This window comes from Kitasatospora sp. NPDC056138 (assembly GCF_042264695.1).
Lineage (GTDB): Bacteria > Actinomycetota > Actinomycetes > Streptomycetales > Streptomycetaceae > Kitasatospora.
On record NZ_JBHJVK010000005.1, the window covers coordinates 43457 to 66872 of the forward strand.

The 23416-nt window shown below is 73.8% G+C and carries 20 protein-coding genes and 1 other RNA gene; 8 read left to right on the plus strand and 13 right to left on the minus strand.

Annotated features, from left to right (window positions below; translation table 11 throughout):
• Positions 1-133: 133 nt before the first annotated feature.
• The 3 genes from ACFC1R_RS05230 to lanL form a co-directional block, all read right to left on the minus strand.
• On the minus strand, positions 134-277 hold the full coding sequence (locus tag ACFC1R_RS05230) for a VenA family class IV lanthipeptide (RefSeq protein WP_375932973.1): 144 nt from the start codon (positions 275-277) through the stop codon (positions 134-136).
• 296 nt (positions 278-573) lie between these two features.
• The gene (locus tag ACFC1R_RS05235) at positions 574-2823 is read right to left on the minus strand and encodes an alpha/beta fold hydrolase (protein ID WP_375932976.1); all 2250 of its coding nucleotides are present in this window, start codon (positions 2821-2823) and stop codon (positions 574-576) included.
• 55 nt (positions 2824-2878) lie between these two features.
• Positions 2879-5842 (minus strand): class IV lanthionine synthetase LanL, encoded by a 2964-nt coding sequence (gene lanL, locus ACFC1R_RS05240; protein WP_375932979.1) that lies wholly within the window; start codon positions 5840-5842, stop codon positions 2879-2881.
• A 680-nt stretch (positions 5843-6522) separates the two neighbouring features.
• Here lanL and ACFC1R_RS05245 point away from each other — a divergent pair.
• The 3 genes from ACFC1R_RS05245 (at position 6523) to ACFC1R_RS05255 (ending at position 9555) form a co-directional block, all read left to right on the plus strand.
• Entirely contained in the window at positions 6523-7386 is an 864-nt protein-coding gene (locus ACFC1R_RS05245; RefSeq protein ID WP_375932982.1) for a Nif3-like dinuclear metal center hexameric protein, read from the plus strand.
• 87 nt (positions 7387-7473) lie between these two features.
• Positions 7474-8217 carry a zinc ribbon domain-containing protein gene (locus ACFC1R_RS05250; protein ID WP_375932985.1) on the plus strand — a complete coding sequence of 248 codons (744 nt, stop codon included), beginning with the start codon at positions 7474-7476 and terminating at the stop codon, positions 8215-8217.
• 180 nt (positions 8218-8397) lie between these two features.
• The gene (locus ACFC1R_RS05255) at positions 8398-9555 is read left to right on the plus strand and encodes a bifunctional RNase H/acid phosphatase (protein ID WP_375932988.1); all 1158 of its coding nucleotides are present in this window, start codon (positions 8398-8400) and stop codon (positions 9553-9555) included.
• 206 nt (positions 9556-9761) lie between these two features.
• Here ACFC1R_RS05255 and yaaA read toward each other — a convergent pair whose 3' ends face one another.
• Together yaaA and ACFC1R_RS05265 are read right to left on the minus strand one after the other, a co-directional pair.
• Positions 9762-10562, minus strand: coding sequence for a peroxide stress protein YaaA (yaaA, locus tag ACFC1R_RS05260; RefSeq protein WP_375932991.1), 801 nt, complete (start codon positions 10560-10562; stop codon positions 9762-9764).
• 44 nt (positions 10563-10606) lie between these two features.
• Positions 10607-11032, minus strand: a complete 426-nt coding sequence (locus ACFC1R_RS05265; protein WP_375932994.1) for a DUF3995 domain-containing protein — start codon at positions 11030-11032, stop codon at positions 10607-10609.
• Positions 11033-11285: 253 nt separating this feature from the next.
• Between ACFC1R_RS05265 and ACFC1R_RS05270 the strand changes: the two genes are divergently transcribed.
• The 4 genes from ACFC1R_RS05270 to ACFC1R_RS05285 all read left to right on the plus strand — a co-directional run bounded on the left by ACFC1R_RS05270 (position 11286) and on the right by ACFC1R_RS05285 (position 16074).
• The gene (locus tag ACFC1R_RS05270) at positions 11286-12734 is read left to right on the plus strand and encodes an RNB domain-containing ribonuclease (RefSeq protein WP_375932997.1); all 1449 of its coding nucleotides are present in this window, start codon (positions 11286-11288) and stop codon (positions 12732-12734) included.
• A 170-nt stretch (positions 12735-12904) separates the two neighbouring features.
• Entirely contained in the window at positions 12905-14374 is a 1470-nt protein-coding gene (locus ACFC1R_RS05275) for an MFS transporter (RefSeq protein WP_375933000.1), read from the plus strand.
• Between the two features lie 141 nt (positions 14375-14515).
• Positions 14516-14916: RNase P RNA component class A (gene rnpB, locus ACFC1R_RS05280), an RNA gene on the plus strand.
• A 981-nt stretch (positions 14917-15897) separates the two neighbouring features.
• Positions 15898-16074: a hypothetical protein gene (locus tag ACFC1R_RS05285; RefSeq protein WP_375933003.1), complete on the plus strand. Its 177-nt coding sequence runs from the start codon at positions 15898-15900 to the stop codon at positions 16072-16074.
• A gap of 347 nt (positions 16075-16421) precedes the next feature.
• Here ACFC1R_RS05285 and ACFC1R_RS05290 read toward each other — a convergent pair whose 3' ends face one another.
• From ACFC1R_RS05290 to ACFC1R_RS05320, 7 genes are all read right to left on the minus strand, one after another.
• A complete protein-coding gene (locus ACFC1R_RS05290) occupies positions 16422-17213 on the minus strand; it encodes a pentapeptide repeat-containing protein (protein WP_375933435.1) in 792 nt (263 codons plus the stop codon).
• Positions 17210-17740 (minus strand): ATP-binding cassette domain-containing protein, encoded by a 531-nt coding sequence (locus tag ACFC1R_RS05295; protein ID WP_375933438.1) that lies wholly within the window; start codon positions 17738-17740, stop codon positions 17210-17212. The genes ACFC1R_RS05290 and ACFC1R_RS05295 overlap by 4 nt, the downstream gene beginning before the upstream one ends.
• A 334-nt stretch (positions 17741-18074) precedes the next feature.
• Positions 18075-18491: a cytidine deaminase gene (locus ACFC1R_RS05300; RefSeq protein WP_375933006.1), complete on the minus strand. Its 417-nt coding sequence runs from the start codon at positions 18489-18491 to the stop codon at positions 18075-18077.
• 247 nt (positions 18492-18738) lie between these two features.
• The gene (locus tag ACFC1R_RS05305) at positions 18739-18912 is read right to left on the minus strand and encodes a hypothetical protein (protein ID WP_375933009.1); all 174 of its coding nucleotides are present in this window, start codon (positions 18910-18912) and stop codon (positions 18739-18741) included.
• Positions 18913-19058: 146 nt separating this feature from the next.
• Entirely contained in the window at positions 19059-19556 is a 498-nt protein-coding gene (locus ACFC1R_RS05310; protein WP_375933012.1) for an NUDIX domain-containing protein, read from the minus strand.
• Between the two features lie 91 nt (positions 19557-19647).
• Entirely contained in the window at positions 19648-20673 is a 1026-nt protein-coding gene (locus ACFC1R_RS05315) for a serine hydrolase domain-containing protein (protein WP_375933015.1), read from the minus strand.
• Positions 20674-20885: 212 nt separating this feature from the next.
• Entirely contained in the window at positions 20886-21281 is a 396-nt protein-coding gene (locus ACFC1R_RS05320; protein WP_375933018.1) for an ACT domain-containing protein, read from the minus strand.
• 838 nt (positions 21282-22119) lie between these two features.
• Between ACFC1R_RS05320 and ACFC1R_RS05325 the strand changes: the two genes are divergently transcribed.
• Complete coding sequence (locus ACFC1R_RS05325) at positions 22120-22761, plus strand: PadR family transcriptional regulator (protein WP_375933021.1); 642 nt, start codon at positions 22120-22122, stop codon at positions 22759-22761.
• A 332-nt stretch (positions 22762-23093) separates the two neighbouring features.
• Here the strand turns inward: ACFC1R_RS05325 and ACFC1R_RS05330 are convergent, their stop codons facing one another.
• Positions 23094-23315 (minus strand): hypothetical protein, encoded by a 222-nt coding sequence (locus ACFC1R_RS05330; protein ID WP_375933023.1) that lies wholly within the window; start codon positions 23313-23315, stop codon positions 23094-23096.
• Positions 23316-23416: the final 101 nt, after the last annotated feature.

The following is a 23416-nucleotide window of genomic DNA, read 5'->3' on the forward strand; positions in this document are numbered from 1 at the left end:
GGGGGTGGCCGTGCGAGCGGGGGGGGGGGGGGGGGGGGGGGGGGGCGGGGGGGGGGGGGGGGGCGCCGCCCCCCCCCCCGGGGGGCGGCCCCCCCCCCCCGGCCCGGTGAGCCGGCCTAGCGGCCTGCCTGCACTAGCTGATGGTGAAGATCAGGCAGGTGAGGATCAGGCAGGTGTACTGGCAGCCGCCACCGTGACCGGTCAGCTCGACGGACTCGGTCTCCGGCAGCTCCTGCAGCGCGGCGAGGTCGGTCTCGAAGCTCATCAGGTTCTCCATGATTGGGTCCTCCCCTTGGTGTGCACCGACCGCGCGGTGCGGTCGGTCGTGGGTGTTGCGGCCGCGCGGGCGGAGCCCGTCGGGTGCGGCCACTGCGGCAGAATCGTTCCGCCACAGGTCTCTCTCCCGGGTGCGGCGGGTCGGCCGGGCCGGGAAGTCTCCGGGGCGCCGCCCGGTGGACGCGGAGTGTGCGTCCCGACGGGCGGCGGTGCTGGTGGTGCAACCGGTGCGGCGGTGCTGGTGGTGCAACCGGTGCGGCGGTGCCAGTGGTGCAGCCGGTGCGGGCCGGTCGGCGGTCAGGTCGGTCGCCCGGTGCGCAGGAACCCGGCCAGCAGTTCGTGCAGGACTGCCCCGCCCTCCTCCGCCAGCACCTCGTGTCCGGCCCCGGCCGCCTCCACGTACCGGAAGTCGGTGCCCTCCGCCCGGCCGATCCTCAGCAACTCGTGCCGCAGTGACCGGGACTGGCTGACCGGGACCACCTCGTCCCGGTCGCCGTGCACGACCAGCAGCGGTGCGGTGAGCCGGTGGGCGAGCTGGAGGACGTCGCGTGGGCCACGGGCGTCCGCGATCGGGTCGCCCCCGCCGAGCCGGGTGGTCAGCGCCCGGACCGGGGCCGCCGCTTCGGCGAGCAGCCGGGCGCCGGACAGGAACGGTGCGACCACGGCGCAGCGGGACACCTGGTCGGCAGGGGCGTGGGCGGTCGCGAGCAGGGCGAGGAAGGCGCCGTAGCTCACGCCGAACAGTGCAGGCGGTTCAAGTCCCAGCGCGGCGCGCTGGCCCGACAGCCCGTCGAGAAGGTGCAGGACGTCTTCGAGATCCGGACCGCCCCAGGCCCCTCGGATGGCCATCGCGTGCTCCAGGCCGTAGCCGATGCTGCCGCGCTGGTTGGGCGCGACCACGGTCAGGCCCCCGGCGGCCATCCGCTGCAGGGCCGGGTCGAACTCCAGCCGCCAGGCGTCCGCCGGTCCGCCGTGCAGGGCCACCACCAGGTGCGGTGAACTCAGCCAGGCTTCGCCGCCGTAGACCACGGCCTCGATCGGACCTGCCGGACCGGCCAGTTCGAGGCTCTGCGCCGGGTGCCAGCGGCCGCCCTCGCAGGGGACGGCGCTCGAGTCCAGCCGGAAACCTGGTGGTGAGGTGTGCGGAACCCTGGCCGGCATGGACCGGGCGGGCAGGTCCTGCACACTCCCCCGTACGGCCGCCTCCGCCGGCCCGATCGCACCCACGATCGCACCCGCCGCCGGGGTACCGGGTGAGGTCTCGGCCGGGTGCGGCGGTCGGGGTGCGCTCGCGGTGGCGATCGGAGCCAGCCGGAGCGGCAGCGGTACGGGGGTGAGGGCGGGGGCGCCGGACGGGCCGAGGTTGAGCAGGGTGTCGATGTCCAGGGTGGCCAGCGCGGCGGGGTGGTCGGGGGCCGAGTACGGCATCCGCAACCCGGCGGCGGACCAGTGGCCGACCGCGCCGAGCCGTCCGGGCGGGATGGGCAGCGGGTCGAGCCGGCCGCCGGTCGGCTGCCACAGGGCCAGCGCGGAGGCCGCGCCGTGGTCGATCTGCACGGCGACCCGCAGCCCGTCCGTGCCGGCCGTGGCCCGGTCGGTGGTTGCGCCGTGGACGGTGCCCCCGGCCTGGACGGTGCCCGCAGCCCGGGCCGTGGCTGCGGCCCAGGCCGTGCCTGCGGCCGGGTCGTCGGCGGTGGCCGGAGCGCCGGGTCTCGGCGGCGGAACGTCCGGGGCGCTCGGGGCGCTCGGGGCGAGCGCGACCGGCCGCAGGAACATCCCCGGTACGTGCAGGCATTCGGGGAAGCGCAGCGGTTCGCTGCCGCCGAGCAGGCCCCAGCCGAGCCGGTCGGCGCCGGGGGCGTCGCTGCGGACCATCGCGAAGCAGGTGTCCGGGTCGAACAGCACCAGCCGGTCGTTGCTGCCCTCGGCGATCTCCAGCAGCGGGGTGACGTGGCCCGAGTCGAGGTCGAGGACCACGGACTTGACCACGCCGGAGCTGACCCGGTCCAGCGCGAGCAGCCGCCCGGTGTGGTCCAGCCAGACCCCGCCGCCGTGCAGCCCGGGGATCTCGGCGACCGGTCGGGGCTCGGACCCGTCGGCGGCCACCAGCCAGACCGCGGTGACCGGCCGGGTGTCGGTGCCGAGGGCGACCGCGACCGGAGCCTGTGCCGGCCGGACCCCGCCGGGCAGCGGCAGCAGGCGCAGTCCCGGCATCCGCAGCGTGCTCAACAGGCTCTCGGTGGGGTGGAGTCCCCCGCGCGAAGGTGCGGACAGCGCGACCAGGTCGTGCCGGTCGCCGTCGTGGCGGCAGAGCAGGACCCGCCCGTCGGGCAGCGGGACCAGCTGCGACCGCAGGCTCTCCGAGCGGTTGCCGGGCAGGACCAGCGCGGTCGGTTCGGCCGGGCCGCTCGCCGGCAGGCGCCAACTCTCCACGTACCAGCCGCCGTCGGCGGCGGCGGCCAGGCAGGCCGCGTGCGAGCCGTCGGAGGCGAAGGTGAAGCTCAGCCGGCGCAGGACCTGGGCGGTGGTGCGGGTGGCGATGCTCATCGTGGGCTCACCTCCTGGGAGTCGTGGTCGAGTGGCTCGTGCGGTCGGTGGGGGCTCATCGCTGGCCCGCCGCCGGATCGGGCCCGGTGTCCTCGGCGCGGGCGGCGAGCGGTTGCGGGTCGAGCCAGATCCGTGGACCGCCGTGGCGGAGCCGCAGGAGGAAGGCGAGGGCCCCCGAAGTGCCCGTCCCGTACGCGGGGGTGGAGCCGGTGCCGGTCTCGTCCGGGAGGACCAGCAGCCCGTCCGAGAGCGCGGCCCGGGAGGCGATCAGGTTCGCGAACTCCCAGGCCCCGGTGCGGAACCGGTCCTCCCCGGTGGCCTCCGCGAGGTCCAGCAGGTACTCGCCGTTCCCGGCCAGGCCGTGGCAGGCGGACGTCCCGCTGTGCCACCGTCCGTCGAGGACGGCCTGGCCGGCGGCCACGGCCAGCTCGTACGCGGTCGGATCACCCGTCGCCCGCCAGAACCGGACCAGGAAGCTGCCGGCCCCGGACGAACCGTTGCACCAGTGCGCCAGCTTGACGCCCGCCGGGTCGCCTGCGCTCTGCGGCCACCACCCGGCGCGTCCGGCGGGACCGTCCCGCCGGACGGTCGCGGCCAGTGTCCCGACGGCCTCGCGGGCCCCCGCGAGCAGCCGCTCGTCCCCGGTGACCTCGGCGGCGGCGAGCAGGAACGCACCCACCCCGGCGACCCCGTGGCCGTACCCGAGGTGCGTGATCCCGGCGAGGCTGGAGTCGAAGTCCTCCGGTACCGGCCAGACCGTGCCGTACGGTTCGCGCTGCGCCGCCTCCAGCAGGCCGCGGGCGGATTCGGCGACCCGCTCCAGGTGCTCGGCGGATCCGGTCGAGCGGTACAGCCTGAGCTGCAGGAACCCGGCTCCGGCGGCGCCGTGGCAGACGTCCGGGTTGGGCCAGGCCGACTGCACCCGGCGGGCCATCGCCTCGGCCCGGCCGGCCAGCGAAGGGTCCGCCAGCGCCTCGGCGGCGTCCAGCAGTGCCCACGCCGTGCCGGAGCGGCCGAAGTGCAGGCCGGGCAGTACGACCGGCTCGGCCGCACAGCGCCGTTCGATCCACTCGCTCGCCGACTCGGCCGCCCGCAGCACCGGTTCACGCACGGTGGCGGGGACCGGAGCCACCGCCGAACGGGCCAGCACCGCGAGCACACCGGCCGCGCCGTGCTGGACGTTGCACGGATCGGTGAGCCGGCCGGACGGGACGGTCGGCCAGAGCCGGTCGCTCCGCTCGGGCCTCGCGCTCCCGGCCAGGTGCCGCAGGCCGTCCACGACCAGGCGGTCCACCAGGGCGGCCGGCAGCGGCTCCCCGTTGCCCTGCACAGGTACGCCCGTAGCCGTAGCCGTAGCCTCCGTCTTCCGGCCGGCCCCGATGTGCCGCACCGTGCCGGCCCGGAGGGCGTTCAGAGCCATGCCCGTGGGCGCGTCCGGGGACGTGCCCGAGAGTGCGGCCGACAGTGCGGTCCGCACCCGGGCCAGGCCCCACCGCTGCTCGGGCCGGTCGGCGCGCAGGGCGAGGACCAGCGGTGCGAGGTGCCGTGCGGTGTCCCCGGCCAGGGCGGCGGACGCCAGCCAGCGGCCCAGCCGGTCGGCGACCGGGCGAGGGACGGGGGAGTCCTCGGGCAGCAGCGGGTCGTGGCCGGTCGAGAGCAGGAAGAACAGGCCGCCCAGGGCGTACAGGTCGGTGGCGTACTCGGCGGGGGAGCCGGTCAGGCCGGGGCCCTGCTCTGGTGCGCGGTACCCGGGCGTGCCGGCCGATCCCGCCGTCCGGCCCGCCTCCGCCGCGAGTTCGAGGTCGATCAGGCGCAGTGAGCCGTCCGGCCGCACCATCACGTTGCCGGGCGCCAGGTCGCGCACCACCAGCCCGGTGGCGTGCACCCGCTCGACCAGGTCGATCAGCGCGAGTGCCAGCGGACCGGCCTCGGCCCAGTCGACGTCGGGCGTGCCGTCGCGGCGCAGCCGTTCGGCGACCCAGCTGCCCAGGGTCAGGCCGGTGATCCGTTCCTGCACCAGGAAGAGGGAGTCGTCCTGTTCCAGCAGTTCCACGGGGTGCGGGGTCAGACCGAGCCCGTCGAGGCGGTCCAGCAGCCGTGCCTCGTGGCGCAGGGCGGTCCTGGCCTCCCGGCCGGAGCGGTCCACCTCGATGTGCGCGCGGGCCTGCTTGACCACCACCTCGGCGCCGCTGTCGGTGTCCCGGCCGAGGAAGACGCCGCCCTTGGTGCTGTGCCGCAGGGCCGCCGTCAGCGCGTACCGGCCGCCCAGCAGGACCCCGGCGCCGCGGGGCCTCCTGCCGCCCGATCCGGCGCGGCCGGGCCCGGTGGTGCGCGATCCCGCACTGCCTGTTTCCGCACGGCCCGATTCCGCACGGCCCGATTCCGCACGGCCCGATTCGACGCTGGGGGAACCCGCACCGCGCCGCCCTCCGGCGCGGCGGGTGTCGGGGAAGGTCGACCCCCTCCCCTCGACGGGGTCGACCGCCCACGGCGGACACCGGTAGCTCGCGGTCCGCACGTCCTCCGCCCTGGTGCCGTCCGGGCCGGTCAGCATCGAGCGGTACGCGCCGTCGTTGCCGAGCTCGGCGCGGGCGGCGAAGGCCCCGTAGCGGTAGTGCACCCGGCTGCCGGGTGCGTACGGCCGGTCGGAGAGGACGGTCGGCCCCGGCAGGCCCTCGGTCGCGCGGTGCAGTTCGCCGGCGATCCGCCGGAACTGCTGCTCGTCGGCCGGGTAGACGGTGATGAACTTCCCGGCGGAACCGCGCTCGCTGTTCCGGGAGTTGAGCTCGTGGAGCTTCTCCCGGTCGGCGGCGAACTTGAACGCGCAAGGGTCCTCGGCGATGACCGAGGCCACGGCGGAGAGCACGTCGGTGGCCGCCTCGGAGGCCGCGCTGACGTGGATCTTCCAGCCCTGCGCCGGAATCCCGGTGCCGGATCCGGTCGGCCGGGCCGTGCACCAGAAGCCCTCGACGGCGACTCCCCAGTCACCCTCGCCTCCCCGGCTTCCGTCGCCGGCCACGGCCGCCCGCGCCACCTCCGGCCACGTGCCGGAAGCCCCCGGCCCGTCGCCGACCGACCCCGGCCCCCCGGCCGTACGCAGCGGTGTGCCCGCCCCCATCTGCTTCACACCCCTTCTCTGCGCTGCCGACGGCGCCCGCCGCAGCGGGCACCATCGGTGTGGTCGGTCTCTCGGAGGTACGGGTGGCTGCCCCGGCCGCGTCCGCCGTGGCTGTGGCCCGACGGCCGGAGGGCCCCGCCGGCCGGCAGCGCCGGTCGTCTGATCGGCGGAGCTGGTGGGCGGAACGCGGTGGCCCGGACTCCCGGCGGAGCGCCCTTCTCGACCCCCCGGTCGAGGCAACTCCCGTTCGCACCACTGAAGTTACTTTCGGGATGGGTGTGGCTCAACGCAGCCGAGGTCACTTCACTCTTAAGGGTGATCTAGATTCGTTTTCGAATGCGCGCGACCCGCAGGGTGTGACCAGAGCGGACGCGGAGGTTCTGCCTCCGTACGCCGCTCCGGTCTCCGCCGCGCGCCCCCGCACGCCGGTTGACGGGCAGCTGTGCGGCAGGTCGACGGGCGGTTGACGGGCGGTTGACGGGTGTCCCGCGGGCGGTTGACGGGCTGCTTCGCCCACGTCGTAGGCCGCTGCCGCCCCTGCCGGGGCTCTGGGGGCGCTCCGCGCGCGGTAGTCTCGACAGGTGCCGAAACTGTCCGACGTCATCAGTGCCCTAGAAGAGCTGTACCCGCCGCAGTGGGCGGAATCCTGGGATGCCGTCGGGCTGGTCTGCGGTGATCCCGAGGCCGAGGTAGGCCGTGTCCTGTTCGCCGTGGACCCGGTCCAGGCGGTGGTCGACGAGGCCGTCGAGTGGGGTGCCGACCTGGTGGTCACCCACCACCCCCTCTACCTGCGCGGCACCACCAGCGTCGCCGCGACGGGTTTCAAGGGCCGGGTGGTGCACACCCTGATCCGCTCCGGGATCGCCCTGCACGTCGCGCACACCAACGCCGACCACGCCGACCCGGGTGTCTCCGACGCCCTCGCCGAGGCGGTGGGCCTGCGCGTGCTCGGCCCGCTGATCCCCGACCCGACCGACCCGGCGGGCCGCCGGGGCACCGGCCGGATCGGCGTCCTGGAGCCACCGCTCACCCTCTCCGCCTTCGCCGCCCGGGTGGCGGCCGGGCTGCCGGCCACCGCCGCCGGCGTCCGGGTGGCCGGGGACGTCGACCGGACGATCACCCGGGTCGCCGTCTGCGGCGGCTCGGGCGACAGCTTCTTCGCCGAGGTCAGGGCCGCCGGGGTGGACGCGTACGTCACCGCCGACCTGCGCCACCACCCGGCCTCCGAGGTCACCGAGGCGGCCCCGGTCGCGCTGGTGGACGCCGCGCACTGGGCCACCGAGTGGCCCTGGCTGAAGCTCGCCGAACACGGACTGGCCACGGCGGCCGAGAAGCACGGCTGGCCGCTGGAGACCAAGGTCTCCCACGTGGTCACCGACCCGTGGACCGCCCACGCCCCGATGACGCCGGCGGCACCCACCGCCGCCTCGACCGGGCAGGTGTGACGGCAACGCGCCCCGGCCCACCCCGCGCAGCACGCCTGCGCACCCCGAACCCGACCTGAACCTGACCGATTCACAGGAGCTCTTCGCTTGAACGCCGCGCCCGCCGACCAGATCCGCCTGCTCGACCTGCAGGCCATCGACTCCCGCCTCGACCAGCTGGCCCACCGGCGCCGCAGCCTGCCCGAGCACGCCGAGATCGAGAAGGCCAACGCCGACCACACCGCGCTCAAGGACCTGGTCGTCGCCGCCCAGGCCCAGCTGGGTGACACCACCCGCGAGCTGACCAAGGCCGAGCAGGACGTCGACCAGGTCCGCACCCGCGCCGCCCGCAACCAGCAGCGGCTCGACTCCGGCGCCGTCGGCTCGCCGAGGGACCTGGAGAACCTCCAGCACGAGATCGGCTCGCTGGCCAAGCGCCAGTCCGACCTGGAGGACGTCGTCCTCGAGATCATGGAGCGCATGGAGTCCTCGCAGACCCGGGTCACCGAGCTGACGGCCCGCCTGGACCACTCCACCGTCGTCCTCAAGGAGGCCGAGCAGCGCCGCGACGCGGCCTTCGCCGAGATCGACGCCGAGGTCGAGAAGGTCAAGCGCGACCGCGAGACCGTCGCCGTGGTCATCCCGGCCGATCTGCTCAAGCTCTACACCCGCCTGCGCGAGCAGCAGGGCGGCGTCGGCGCGGCCCGGCTGTACCAGCGCCGCTGCGAGGGCTGCCGGGTGGAGTTCTCGACCGCGGACCTGGCCGCCATCAAGCGCGAGCCCAAGGACGAGGTCGTCCGTTGCGAGAACTGCTCGCGCATCCTGGTCCGTACGGCAGACTCGGGCGTCTGAGCCCGTACGGTCACGAGCGGGTCGTACGCGTGCCGGCGTCGGCGTCGGCGTGTGCGGGCGCCGGCGTGTGCCGGCGTCGGAGTGTGAGCGTGTCCGGGCGTGGGTGAGCGCCTACGAGGTGGTCCGAGCAGATGATCTGGTCGGCTGGTGGCCGGCCGGGTGATGGAGGGTGAGCGGTCGATGGCAGGGCGAAGGTTCATCGTCGAGGCGGACGGCGGTTCCCGGGGGAATCCGGGGCCGGCCGGCTACGGCGCGGTGGTCCGCGACGGCGACACCGGTCAGATCATCGCCGAGGCCGCCGAGTTCATCGGGCACGCCACCAACAACGTGGCCGAGTACAAGGGGCTGATCGCCGGACTGCGTTCGGCGCACGAGCTGGACCCGGACGCCGCCGTCGACGTCCGGATGGACTCCAAGCTGGTGGTCGAGCAGATGTCGGGGCGCTGGAAGATCAAGCACCCCGACATGCAGCCGCTCGCGGCCGAGGCGCGGACCGTCTTCCCGCGCTCCCAGGTCAGCTACACCTGGATCCCGCGCGAGAAGAACAAGGACGCGGACCGGCTGGCCAACGAGGCGATGGACGCGGGCAAGGCCGGGCGTCAGTGGGAGCCCAAGGACCGTTCGGCGGTCCCGGTCGTCCCCGCCGTTCCCGCCGAGGAGGAGCTGTCGGCGCCGGCCGCGCCCAAGGCTGGCTGGGCGCTCCCGGCCGACCTCGGTACGCCCACCACGTTCGTGCTGCTCCGGCACGGTGAGACCGCCCTGACGCCGGAGAAGCGTTTCTCCGGGAGCGGCGGCAGCGACCCGGCGCTCTCCGACCGGGGCCAGTGGCAGGCGGCGCGGGCCGCAGAGTCGCTCGCCGCGCGCGGCACGATCCAGGCCGTGGTCAGCTCCCCGATGCAGCGCACCCGGCAGACCGCCGAGGCCGTGGCCGCCCGCCTGGGACTGGAGGTCCGGATCGAGGAGGGGCTGCGGGAGGTGGACTTCGGCGACTGGGAGGGCCTCACCTTCGCCGAGGTGCAGGAACGCCACCCGGACGACCTCGCCGCCTGGCTCGGTTCGGCCAAGGCCAAGCCGACCGGCAGCACCGAGAGCTTCGCCACCCTCACCCATCGGATCGGCGTCGCCCGCGACAAGATCCTCTCCCGGTACTCGGGCAAGACGGTACTGGTCGTCTCGCACGTCAGCCCGATCAAGACCCTGGTGCGACTGGCACTCGGCGCACCGCCGGACTCGCTGTACCGGATGGAGCTGTCGGCCGCCTCGTTCTGCGCCGTGCAGTACTACTCGGACGGAAACGCCTCGCTGCGCCTGCTCAACGACACGAGCCACCTGCGCTGACGGGCGTCAGGCGTCAACTGTCAGACGACAGCTGTCACCCTGTCAGCCGTGCGCTGTCAGCCGTCAGATGACAGCGAGCAGCGGACAGCAGGCAGAGAACAGCGAACGACCAGTGACTGACTGATGACAGATTTCAGATTCTGTCATCAGTCAGTCACTGGTCGTGAGTCGCTGTCCGTCATCCGTCGCCGAGTCCCGGAAACCGCTCAGTGCACGTCCGTCACCACGACGTCCAGCTGCCAGGGCTTCCGCGCCGACCCCTGGGCCGACACCTCCACCCGGTAGCCGAGCCCGAGCAGTGCGTCCACCAGTTCGCCCGGCGAGGCCGGCTCGGCCTCCGCGTTCAGCAGGTCCTTGACCAGCCGTCCCTTGGTGGCCTTGTTGAAGTGGCTCACCACCGAGCGCTTCAGCACCCCGTCCACCTCGCGCTCCTGCAGCACCCGCACGGTGGCCGTCCGTGCAGTCAGCTCCCCGGTCGGCTTCCACGCTGCCGCGTACGCGGAACTGCGCAGGTCCAGGACCAGCCCGTCCCCGGCGGCGCTCGGCAGCACCGAGGCCATCTCGCGCCGCCAGTACGCTCCGAGCGCCCCCAGCGGCGGCAGCTTCACGCCCATCGAGCAGCGGTACGGCGGGATCCGGTCACCGATCCGCAGCGCGCCCCAAAGGCCCGAGAACACCAGCAGTGAACGCTCCGCCCGCCGGTACGCGGCCTCGTCCAGCTTGGCCAGTCCGAGCGCGTCGAACAGAACTCCCGTGTACACCTCGCCCGCCGGGAGCGCACCCGCCGTCCGCAGCTCGGCGTTGCGGGCCACCTCGCCGCGCAGGCCCTTGCTCAGCCCGAGTACCTCCTGCGCCGTGTCCGCGTCGCCCGAGCAGAGCTCCACCAGCGCGTTCAGTACGGTTCCGCGCGCCGCCGACAGGCCGGGCAGCGAGAGTTCGTCCAGTGCCAGCGGTACCCCGGCCCCGGAGGCGGCCTTCCCCTCCGACGGCGGCAACAGGACCAGCACAGCGGACTCCTTCAACACTCTGTTGGCAGCGGACCCTGCCAACCTTACGCACCCCGGGCGGCCACCAGGGCCGCGCCCGTCCCCAGCGCCAGGCAGAGCGGGGAGTAGTAGCGCCGGTCCAGCCGCAGGAACCGCTCGGTCCGGGCGATCCGCCGGCCCGAACCCGCCGGGCCGAAGAGCAGCAGCCCGCCGACACCACGTGCCAGCAGCACCCCCGAGACCGCCCCAGCCCCCGCCGTCCGCAGCAGCCGTGGCCCGACCGCAGGCAGCACCCCGGCGCGAGCACCCACCAGGTACGAGGCCGCACCCAGTGCCACCGCCACCTCCGCACACATCGCGGGCGTCGGAAGCCGCTCCACCCCGACACCGACCACGGTGTCGGCGAACTCCGCCGGGCTGCCCAGCGGCCACGGAGTCCGCATCCACACCGCGTGCAGCGCCCCGATCGCGCCGAGCGCCCCGGCCACCACCGCGCCCGTCCGCCGTACTCCGTCCGACGCCCGGTCCGACCCCGGGCCCGATCTCCCCGGCAGGCCCGTCCGCGACACTCCGTCAGGTGCCGCACCCGCCTGCAGCGCCCCGCCCGGCGCCGAATCCGTTGCCGCGGCTTCGCTCGTACCTGCGTTCACGCCCAACCCCCGTTCTGCCGAACCTTGTTCGCCACGCCCACCCTACGGCCCAGCACAGCGGGCCACTCCGGCGCACCCGCCGTACGCTGCGACCATGCCGCGTCCACAGCTCACCGTCAGAGCCGCAGACTCCGCCCGGATCAACACCGAGCTCGCCGAGTTGCGGGCCGGTCTGCACCTGCCCACCGACTGGTCCGCCGAGGTCCTCGCCGAGGCCGAACGGGCCGCCGCCCTGCCCCGGCTGCCCGAGTTCGACGCCACCGACCTCGACCTGTTCACCCTCGACCCGCCCGGCTCCCGCGACCTGGACCAGGCCATGCGCCTGGCCCGGCGCGGTTCCGGCTACCGGGTGCACTACGCGATCGCCGACGTCGCCGCCTTCGTCTGCCCCGGCGGCGCGATCGACACCGAGGCCCACCGGCGGATCCAGACCCTCTACTTCCCGGACCTGCGGGTGCCGCTCCACCCGCTCCGGCTCTCCGAGGGCGCCGCCAGCCTGCTCCCCGGTGAGCTGCGCCCGGCACTGCTCTGGCAACTCGACCTGGACTCCGACGGTGCCGTGCTGCTCGCCGACGTACGCCGGGCCAGGGTCCGCTCGCGCCGCCGACTCGACTACGAGACCGTCCAGCGCGAGCTCGACACCGGTACCGCCGACGAGCAGCTGCGACTCCTCGCCGAGATCGGGCGGCTGCGCGAGGCCCGGGAGGAGGCGCGCGGCGGCGTCAGCCTGCCCATCCCGGAACAGCAGGCCGTGCCGGTCGACGGCGGCTACCGGATCGACTACCGCGCCCCGCGCCCCGCCGACGGCTGGAACGCCCAGATCTCCCTGCTCACCGGCATGGCCGCCGCCGACCTCATGCTGGACGCGGGCGTCGGCCTGCTCCGTACGCTCCCCGGTGCACCCGAGTCCGCGTACGCCCGGCTGCGCCGGATCGCCCGGGCCCTGAACGTGAAGTGGCCGGTCGACACCGGCTACCCCGAGCTGATCCGCTCGCTCGACCCCAGGCGCGCCAACGACGCCGCCTTCCTCAACGAGTGCACCGGCCTGCTGCGCGGCGCCGGGTACCACGCGTTCGACACGGCTCGCGGCGTGCCGCCCCCGGCTGATCCGGCCCACGCCGCCCTCGCCGCGCCGTACGCGCACTGCACTGCACCGCTGCGCCGCCTCGCGGACCGGTACGCCCTGGAGGTCTGCCTGGCGATCGCCGGAGGTGCAGACGTGCCCGGGTGGGTTCAGGAGGCGCTGCCGGGGGTACCGGCGCTGATGGAGAGCGGTGACCAGCGGGCCCGCGAGGTGGAGCGGACCTGTGTGGACCTCATCGAGGCCGAGCTGCTGCGCGGGCGCGAGGGCGAGGACTTCGACGCCGTGGTGATCGAGGTCGACGAGCGGAAACCGGTCAGCGGCACGGTCCAGCTGTGCGAACCGGCCGTGATCGCCCGCTGCGACGGGACCTCCCGGCAGCTGCCGCTCGGCGAGCGCATCCGCGTCCGGCTGACCAAGGCCGACCCGGCCACCCGCATGGTCCGCTTCGCTCCGGCGTGAGCGCGAGCGTGTGCCGTGCGACCGGCCGCCGTGCGCCGTCAGCGGAGTGCCGTCCGGCGGGGTGCCGTCGCCGGCGGACCTCGTGCGGTGACCTGGCCCCTCCGTCGTCGCCGCCGCCTCCACCCGAATCTGCATCGACTCCGCCACCGACCCGTTGGGATGATCAACAGGTGAGCACACCAATCCTCACGCCGACTCCGACGACGCGCGGCCGTCGACTGTTCGTGCTCGCGATCTGCTGCTTCAGTCTGTTCATCGTCGGCCTGGACAACACGGTCGTGAACATCGCGCTGCCGTCGATCCAGCACGACCTGGGCTCGGCGGCCTCCGGACTTCAGTGGATCATCGACGCCTACACCCTGGTGCTCGCGGCCCTGCTGATCCTCTCCGGATCGGTGGCCGACCGGGTCGGGCGACGGCGGGTGTTCCTGATCGGGCTGGTCGTCTTCGTCCTCGGCTCGCTGCTCTGCAGCCTCGCACCCGGCCTGGGCTGGCTGATCGCCTTCCGCGCCGTGCAGGCGGTCGGCGGCTCGATGCTGAACCCCGTGGCGATGTCGATCATCACCAACACCTTTACCGACCGCCGTGAACGGGCCCAGGCCATCGGCGTCTGGGGCGGTGTGGTCGGGATCAGCATGGCGCTCGGCCCGCTGATCGGCGGTTTCCTGGTGGAGGCTGCGGGGTGGCCGTCGATCTTCCTGATCAACGTCCCCGTCGGACTGGTCGCCTGGGCCCTGACCTACCGCTACGTCCCCGAGTCCCGGGCGCCCCGGCCCCGGCGGCTGGACCCGGTCGGGCAGGTCCTGATGGTGGTGCTGCTCGGGACCGGTACCGCCGCGATCATCGAGGGCCCCGGCCACGGATGGACCTCCCCGCTGATCCTGTCCCTCGCCGCTGTCGCCCTCGCGGCCCTGCTGGTCCTGCCCTGGTGGGAACTGCGCACCGCGGAGCCCCTGATCGACCTGCGCTTCTTCCGCAGCGTCCCGTTCACCGGCGCCACCGTCACGGCCGTCTGCGCCTTCGCCGCGCTCGGCGGCTTCCTCTTCCTCAACACCCTCTACCTGCAGAACGTCCGCCACTACGACCCCTTCGAGGCCGGGCTCTGGACGCTGCCGATGGCCGGAATGATGGTGGTCTTCGCGCCGGTCTCCGGACGCATCGTGGGCCGACACGGTCCGCGCGTCCCCCTGCTCGTCGCGGGTGTGGCGCTGGCGGCGAGCGGCGTCCTGCTCACCCGGCTCGCCGACGACTCGCCGCCCGCGCTGCTGCTGATCTCGTACGCGCTGTTCGGGATCGGCTTCGGCCTGGTCAACGCGCCGATCACCAACGCGGCGGTCTCCGGCATGCCCGTCGCCCAGGCGGGCGTCGCGGCCGCCATCGCCTCGACCAGCCGGCAGATCGGGCAGTCGCTCGGCGTCGCCGTGATCGGTACGGTCGTCGCCGCCTCGGCCACCTTCGGCCCGTCGGCCGGTCCCGGGTTCACCGAGGCCAGCCACACCGGCTGGTGGATCGTGGCGGGCCTGGGCGTGGCCATCCTGCTGCTCGGCGCGCTGACCACCACCGCCTGGGCCGCCCGCACCGCGGCCGGGGTCGCCGTCCGCCTCACCCCGGAGCACGGGCGGCAGACGGTGGCGTCCTGACCGCCCACCGGACGCCTGCCGGCCTGCGGCCGTCGGCGGCGGTGCCGCCGTCCGGGCCGACGCCGCCCTCGGGGCCGACACCGGCGCCGGGCCAGGTACGGGACGCCGTCACCGACCGGCTACGATGACCAGTACGGCGGACGAGCCGGCCGGGCGGTCGCGACGGGTCCTCATGGGGCCCGCCGAGGAACGTCCGGGCTCCACAGAGCAGGGTGGTGGGTAACGCCCACCCGGGGTGACCCGCGGGACAGTGCCACAGAAAGCAGACCGCCTGCGGCTTCGGCTGCAGGTAAGGGTGAAACGGTGGTGTAAGAGACCACCAGCGACCGAGGTGACTCGGCCGGCTCGGTAAACCCCACCCGGAGCAAGGTCAAGATCGGTGCCTTCGGGCGCCGTGCGCGGATGTTCGAGGGCTGCTCGCCCGAGTCCGCGGGTAGACCGCACGAGGCTGTCGGCAACGGCAGCCCTAGATGGATGGCCGCCTCCCCGGGCCGCGCAAGCACCCCGGGAGACAGAACCCGGCGTACAGGCCGACTCGTCCGTCGGCCATCTGAGGGAAGGCCCTCCGATCTGCAAGTTAGCAGGTCGGAGGGCCTTTTCCGTTCTCGAAAGCCGAGTTGCTGACCAGCAGCTGAAGGGAGCAGAGCCGGCCTGTTCATCGACAATCGGGTACCCCGTTGCCGTACGGACGTCCGCCTGCTCAGCCCCGCCCTCGGTGAGCCCGCCTCCCGTGGCCATCACCTTGATCACGTCGGCGCCGATCTCCGCGTTGCGCCGCACCCGCTCCCGGACGGCCGCCTCGCCGGGCACCTCATCGCCGAGGAACCGGCAGTGTCCACCAGGCGGCGCAAGGGGATCCGTGTTCGTCTGTCAGGAACCGGGCGCCCCTCCGGAGGCGCCGGCTTGGCGTCCGCCCGTGTGCGATGGCCCACAGGCCAGCCGGGGGAAGCCGTCAGAGCGGGGCTCCAACCGATACACGACGTCGAGAAGATCCATCACCTGCTTGCGCTGCTTCGGCGACAACTCGCCCGCGCTCATGGGAATCCCGAAGAAGTCCGCCAGAGCCCGTGGCGCCGGAGGATCGGGTTCCCCTCTGTGTGTTCTTGCGGAGCGGCCGGGTGTGGCTCTGCGAGATCGCGACACCGGCCTTGCCGATGGCAGCTGCGACGCGTTCGTTGTCTCTGCCGCCGACCCGTCCGGTTGGCGCGCGACGCCTCGCCCGGGGGGCGCGACTGCGTGATGGGCTCGGCGACAGGCGAGGCGCGAGCAAGGCGTTCACCGCGGCCTGGAGCGGCTGACCAGGGTCGCCTGGACGACCTCCCGGATGGCCGGCTGGGCTGCAGCGGTGACCACCTGCCGGGAGCGGGGGCTCCGACGTGTCCGTGCCGTGCACTTCGAGCCGCATGATGATTCGTCAGAAATGCTTGTAAGCAATGTGGTTGGGCACTATCTCCGAGGGGAGAAGCGCACCTCTGCGTCATTGTCACGAACTACGAACCGGGGCTCGGATGAGCAGTGCACGTATGCGACGTCGAGGATGGCCGCTCCTGGCCTGCGCCTTGCTGGTGCTGGCCTTCTGTGCCATTGCCGTTGCGGTGGTACTGCACGAGGTCCTGACCACGGTACTGCTGACGGCGTGTGCGGCAGGTCTGATCGCCGCAGGCGTGCGGCTCCTGGCCGGAGCAGGCAGAGGGCGCTGAGTCCGTGCCCTGCCTGCCGTAGGCGGGGTCGTCGGACGATCGCCAGGGGGCTGAGGTGCGGAGGACGAGCGATCCACGTTCCGCACTGTGCGCCCGCCGGCGCAATCGGTTGCCTGGTGGACGAGTCGGGTCCCTCGCGGTCTGTGTGACGCGATGCCGGTCGGGCTGATCGGCCGCCCAGTCGGGCGGCGGGGCAGGCGCGGAGTGAGGTGCGGAATCCGCCGTTCCCGCCGGTGCCCGGCTGTGCGGCCGCCGCCCTCGCGTCCGGTGGGAGCGGTGCGATGGCATGCACGGCCTTTCCCGGCCGCGTCACCGGTCCTGATCGCCCGCCGACACGCCGGGGCCGGCTACCAGTGGGCGGGGCGGTCGAGGGCCGCGGGCAGCTTGGTGGTGGCGTCGCCCCTGGCCGCGTTGAGCTGGGCCTGGGTGAGGAAGATGCTTCCGGTGAGGTCGGCGCCGCGCAGGTCGGCGTTGCGGAAGTCGGCTCCGATCAGGTCGGCGGACCGCAGGTCGGCGCCGTTCAGGTCGGCCGCGATGAGGTAGGCGCCGCGCAGGTTGGCGCCGCGCAGGTCGGCACCCTTGAGCCTGGCGCCGATGAGGTCGGCCCCGCGGTGGTTCTTCTTGCGGCCCGGGACGTCGGCCCGGACGAGTTCGCTGGTGCGCAGCAGGAGCGTGTTGATCTCGGCGCGGAGTGCGGGGACATCGGCCCGGGCGAGGGTCTCGGCGTCGCTCAGGGTGAGCTGCTCGGTGTCGTTCAGCGCGCGGCGGAGGTCACCGTGGACGGGGCGGGCGGCCGGCAGCTCCAGTGCCTCGGTGAGGTACCAGAGCAGTTCGTGCAGCTGGCGCATGACGGGGAACACGTCGAACATCTGCCGGGCGCTGTCGGGGGCCTGCCGCCAGTCCTGCCCGCCGAAGGTGACCTGGGACACCTTCTGTCCGGCACCGAAGCAGTCGAACACCGTGCAGCCGGGGAAGCCCTTCTGCCGCAGCTGGGTGTGGATGCCGCAGCGGAAGTCCGCCTGGAGGTTGGAGCACGGCTTGCCGGCGTCCTTGTTGACCGCGAAGTCGGCGGAGGCGGCGAACGGCAGCGCCACGCAGCACAGTCCGAAGCAGTTCGCGCAGTCGGACAGCAGGCTCAGCCGACGGCCGTCGGCGGGGGCGCCGGCGGAGGCGGCGTCCGGTGCGGAGGCGGAGGGCGTCGCCGTGGTGCGGGCGGCCGGGGTGCGCGTAGCCGAGGTGCGGGCAGTGCGGGCGGTGCGGGCCGAGGCGGAAGCGGAAGGGGCTTTGCGCTTCTGGGACAAGGTGCTTTCTCCTGCGGCAGGGGTGAGCACCGCCTCCTGCCGCGCTCCGGACCGGACCCCATTGTCCCCGAGTGCGAGCGGTCCGGCCGATCGGGGTGGGCAGCGGGCCGCACCCGAGCAGGTGCCGCCTGCTGCCCACCGTCCGTGCGAGCCGGGTGGGCGAACTTCTGCGGCACCCGGGCCACCCGGCGCCACATGGCCTCGGTGTCGAGTCCTCCGACGGGTACGCCATCCCGGGTCACGCTGCCCTCCACCGGGAGGTGGAGGTCGGCGAGGATCTTGAGCAGGGTGGACTTCCCGCTGCCTTTCCGGCCGATGATCGCCACGATCTCGCCCCGGCGTAGCGTCATGCTGACGTCGGACAGGGCGGGTTCCTGCTCGTCGCCGGGGTGGCAGTAGGTGAGGTCCCGGACCGCGACCTCCGCCGGGGCCGGTGGCGGCCCGCGCCTCCGCCGCCCGGTACCTGGCCATCAGGAACGGTGCGACGGTGTCCGAACGCACCTCCTCCGCCGTCTGCTTGTCGATCACGAACCACCGGTGGATCCGCAGTGCCCGCCGGTCGTCGGAGGTGGTGACGGCGGTGAGGTAGTGGATCCGGGCGACCCGCACTCGGGCGAGCGGCACCGTCGTACGACCGGCCGTCCGGCGAACCGTGGTCGCAGGACCGGCGCGGAGGGGAGTGACCCGGGGCCCCGGGGGTTACTGGTGGTCGGCCCAGACGTACGTCTCGGGCAGCAGCTGCGAGACGGGGACCGCGCGCGGCCGGGACCCGGCGGCCAGGATGACGGTGATGTCCGGGAAGTAGTCGAACAGGACCTGTCGGCAGCGCCCGCACGGCGGCACTATCCCGCGCCCGCCGTCACCGACCGCGACGATCGCCTCCAGCTCGTACGCGCCTTGGGCGGCTGCGGCGCCGAGGACCACGAGTTCGGCGCAGGGGCCGCCGGTGAAGTGGTACGCGTTGAGCGCCGTGACGATACGGCCGTCCTTGGCGCGGGTGGCGGCGGCGACCGTGTGGTTGTCGCCCCGGGCGTACGTCTCGGCGGTGTGGGTGGCGGCCCGGACGAGTTCGAGGTCTATGCGGGGATCGTCCGGGTGGTGATCGACGACGGCCATCGTGTTCGGCTTCCCTGGGGATCGGGGCGACGCGAGTCCCGATGGCGGCACCGCGCGGGAACGGCGTCGCGGCTTGCTCCGGTGTCCCAACCGGCTGCCCTGCCAGTTGTTCCCACCAGTTGTCCCAACCATTGGAACACCGATCGTTCCGAATGCCGACATCGTTTTCGCCGGCACTGCTCCGCCGTCCCGGGGGAACATGGGTGCCCCGGTCGGCGCGGGGCGGACCGGGGCACTCGGGGGGCGGTCAGTCCAGGTTGTGGTGCGGTTCCACGCCGTCGTAGTCGTCGGACGTCCAGCCTGCCGACTCGCCCTCCAGGCCGGCATCGGGACCGTCGCTGAGCAGATCGCCGATGGTGACCGCCCGGGCCTCGCTGCCGGTCTCGTCGCCGGGGGCGGACTCCTCGTGGATGCTGGGCATGGTGTCTCTCCTCGATCGGGTGCTCGACACTGTTGCCCGGAGATTAATCGGACTCGACCGTTCCGGATATCTTTCCCCGCGCGGGCCTCCGCAGGTTCACCCGAAGAGCAGGTGCGGGTCCGGCGTGACCGGCGGCAGTGGAGTGCTCACCCGAGGTAGCCGGGACTGTGCAGCAGGGCGGTGCCGCCGTCACGGCGGGCCCGGAGCGCGTGCACCAGGCGCGGCACCGCATGCGGGTGCAGCAGTTCGAGGGCCCTCGGCACGGGGAAGAAGCCGTACTCGGCCACCTCCTCGGCCTGCGGGTGGATGACCGAACCGGCGGACACGGTTCCGCCGTCGAACATGAACTGAACAGCCGGGTGGGCCTGTTGACCCTGTTCGGGCAGCGGGTCACGCCACTCCACCACGACCAGGCGCAGGCTCTGCGCACTCAGTCCGGTCTCCTCCCGCAGCTCCCGTGCGGCGCATTGGTCCGGGCTCTCGCCCTGGTCGATCGCACCGCCCGGATAGAGCCAGGACTCGCGGTAACTCGCCTTCAGGAGCAGGACGTTGCCATCGGGATCGGTCAGCAGCACACTGCTCCCGACGTAGGCACGGACGAGGCTCGCCAGCCATTCGTGCTCGGGCAGCCAGGTGGTGGTCAACGTGCTCTCTCCTCCTGGGAGTTGTGCGGGTGGTGCAGGTAGTGCAGGTGGCGCGGGTGGTGCAGGCGGTGCGGTCAGGGAGGTTGGGCGGTCAGGCCGGGTCGGTGAGGGTGCTGAGGACGAGTGCGCGGAGCGGCACCAGCAGGGCGCTGTCCCGGCCGTGGTAGACCGCGTTGGTGAGCAGGACGAGGTAGCGGCCGGTGCGCGGGGCGAGGTGGATGCTGGTGCCGGTGAAGCCGTGGTGGTAGGCGACGGGTCCGGCGTCCGGGCCGGTGTCCGCGACGATCCAGGCGAGGCCACGGCGGCGGCCGGGTTCGATGGGTACGGCGGCGCGCATGCTCTCGGTCAGCCAGGGTGAGACGAGCGCGTGCTCGGCGAAGGCGGCCAGATCGGCGGCGGTGCTGAACGCCCCGGCGTGCCCCGCGATTCCGCCCATGAGGGCGGCGCTCGGGTCGTGCACCGTGCCCCAGATCCGGGCCGCGCCGACCAGTCGCGCCTCGGTCGGCGCGACCTGCGGCGAACGGGCCAGCGGACCGTACGACGTCTCGGTCATGCCCAGCTCGCGCCAGAGTTCGTCGGCGAGCAGGTCCAGACGGCGCCTGCGCAGCGTCGCCAGGAGCAGGCCGAGCAGGATGAAACCCCGGTCGATGTAGCGGTGTTGCCCGCCCGGCTCGCTGATCAGCGGCTCCGCGCAGATCAGCCGGGCCAGCGGGGTCGGGTCTCCCAGGTAGCGGTCGAACTGGGTGCGATCGAGCAGGCCGCTGGTGTGAGTGATCAGTTGGCGAACGGTCAGATCGCCTCCCGGTGGCGGAAGTTCCGACCGGATCACGCGCAGGGGGGTGTCGAGATCGAGCAGCCCCTCGCGGGCCGCCCGGCCGATCAGCGGCCAGGTGGCCACCACCTTGGTGAGTGAGGCGAGGTCGTAGCGGGTGTGCTCGTCGGGTGCCGCTGGGCCGCACTCGGCGCCGACCGTGCCGCAGGCGGCGGTGACGCGTGGGCCGCCGACCGTTCCGGCGGTGATCACACCGCCCGGGACCCGGCCGGCCGAGACGAGCGGTGCCATGGCGTTCTGCAGAGTGGCGGCGGCGCCGACCGCCCAGTTCCGGGCCGAGGACACGGTCACTCCCTCCCACATCCTGTGGGGCCCGACTGCGGAACGGGTCCCTGCTCACTCGTACCCCGGCCACCCGTCGTGGAAGCCGGCGCGGAGGTGTGCGGCAAGGTTCGGGGGAGGGGGAGCGGTCGCGCCTTCCGCAGGGGTGCCGGGTTTTCTCCCGCCAGGGCCCGGCAGTACCCGGCAACCCCCGCGTGCGGCAGGGTGCTCGGAGGTCAGGCGGACGCGGCCAGCTCCTCCAGGACGGCGATCGTCCGGTCGGCATCGTCGGAGGCGACGAAGAGGTGGTCGTGGTGGAAGCCGGCCACCACGTTGCAGCTGATGCCGTGTTCGGCGAGGCGTCCGGCGACGGCGGCGGTCAGGCCGACCGCCTCCAGCGCCGAGTGGATGCGCAGCGTGATCCAGGCGGCCACGAACTCGTACCGCAGCCCGAGCGCGTCGGCCTCCTCCTGCGCCACCACGACGGTCGGCCCCTCCGGCTCGGACACCGTCACCACCGGGCGCAGCCCGGCCGGAACGCGCGCGGGGAGGGTGCAGTAGACGTACCGTCCCGGGTTGAGCGTCGGGCGCATTCCACTGAGCAGCTTCTGGAGATCTCGTTCACCGGCCATGGCGGCCACGGTAGTCCGTACGTCCGGCGGTCGCCGGGAGGACGCGGCGGTCGAGCCGGATTCGCTGCCGCGCCGACGGGTGCCGGGATCGGGGCGGTCGACGGTTGAGGCGGGGTCGCGAGCGGTCACCCGGCTTTGGGCGCCTCCACCCAGTTGGGGGCGAAGCCGGGCTCCGCCCCTGGTCGGCGGCCCGACACAACCGTGCCCCGATGGCGCCGACGCCAACTCGGTTCGGGGGAGGGGAGCTTGCCACGTCGGGTTCGCCTGCCGGTGCGTCCGTGCGCCGGCGCGTCCGCGCGCCGGTGTGGATGTGCGGCGCGAGGTTCGTGGTGGTGGGACCGCCGGCCGCGAGGACGGGGTGCGCGGGTGCGGTGCGGCCGTCGGCGGCTGACGGGTGACGGTGGCGGGCCGCAAGCTCAGCCCGGGCGTCGGTGGCCGCCCGAGCCGGTCGACACCAACTCCCGTGCCGGGCAGTGGAACGGACGGTCGCCGACGGGCTGTGCGTGGAGCGGCCATCGGCCTTCTCCGGCCCCGGGTGGGAGGCGATCTGCCAGGGCGGGGCAGCCGAAGGGCGGTTCCTCCGCCATGTCGGTGCGGACCCGGGGGCGGCGGGGCCCCGTGCCCGCGACCGGCGTCCTCCGCTCATGCGCCCCCGGCCCCCGGTCCTCGGGGTGCGGCCGGGCGCCGGCCGGTGTCCTGCGGCCCGCGATCCGGGACGGCCCGGCGCGGTGAGGTGAACGGAGTCGTTGACGAGCGATAGTTAGCGATATATCGTCGAGTTATCGAGATGCTTCGGAAGAGGGGCATCGAGTGAGTGTTCAGAAGGGTGGTGCGCGCCATGCGCGCAAGAGGATCGTTCCGGGGAGAGCGTCGGCGCCCTGAGCGCGGGGAGTTCGCCGGGGAGGGCTTCGAGGCCCGTCACGCCTTCGGCGGCTTCGGCGGGCCGGGTCGGCCGGCGGGTCCGTGGGGGCCCGGGTTCGGCGGGCCGTTCGGCCCCATGGGGGGACGGGGGCGCGGCGGCCACGGCCGCCGGGGCGGCCGGGCCCGGCGCGGGGACGTCCGCGCCTCGCTGCTCGCGCTGCTCAGGGAGCGGCCGATGCACGGCTACGAGATGATCACCGAGATCGGTGAGCGGACGGGCGGGGCCTGGCGGCCGAGCCCGGGATCGGTTTATCCGACCCTCCAGCTGCTGGAGGAGGAGGGGCTGATCCGAGCTCAGGAGGATTCCGGGAAGCGCCTGTTCGAGCTCACCGAGACCGGGCGGGCCGAGGCCGAGGCGGGGTCGGAGTCCCCCTGGGACGAGGCCGGTCGCGGTGTCGACTGGGAGGCGGTCCAGGAGGTCGGCCAGGCGCTGGCCGCCGTGGACCACGCCGTACGGCAGGTGATGGCCACGGGTACGGAGGAGCAGCGGGCCAAGGGGCTCGCGGTCCTGGCCGAAGCGAAGAAGAAGCTGTACCTCATCCTCGCCGACGAGGACTGACCTGCCCGCCGGTCGGGGGCCCGGGGCTCCGCCTGCCCGGCCGGCCGAACGCGATCACGGGGGCATGCGCGGGCGGGCGTCCACGCCGCCCGCTCCGGTTCCGGGCGGGAGCGACGCCCTGGGGCGGGGCGGCCCGGGCGGGAGAGACGCCCCGGCGGAGAGGTGCCCTGGCCGGGGAGGCGCCCAGGGTGCGGCTGGGCCTCGGGCCGAAAGGACCGTGAGGCGTGCCTCACCGGCCGACACCTGCCGACCCCGGCCGAGCCCTGCCCCCGGCTCCCGTCCCAAGTGCGTTCGGCCGGGGGAGTCCCGGACCCGGAAGCTGCCGGAGGGGGCTACGCCGTGGCGGAGGCGTCGTACTCGTACCGCCAGTAGCGGCGCCGCTTGGCGGTGCGCAGCTCGACCCGCCGGTAGACCAGGGTGGTGGCCGGTACGTCGCCGTGGGCGGGGACCGGTACCCGGTAGACCTTGGGCACGCTGTTGAGCGGGGTCAGTGCGACCGGCAGCACCGTGCCGTCCAGTGGCCCGCCCACGAATTCGGTGTCGGCGCTTCTCATCACCCCAGCGTAAGCGAGCCGGCCCCGGGGCCGGTCCGGTCGGATCCGCCCTGCTCAGAGGGGGAGGAAACGGGGTGGCCGTGGAGAACCGGTGACGTTGC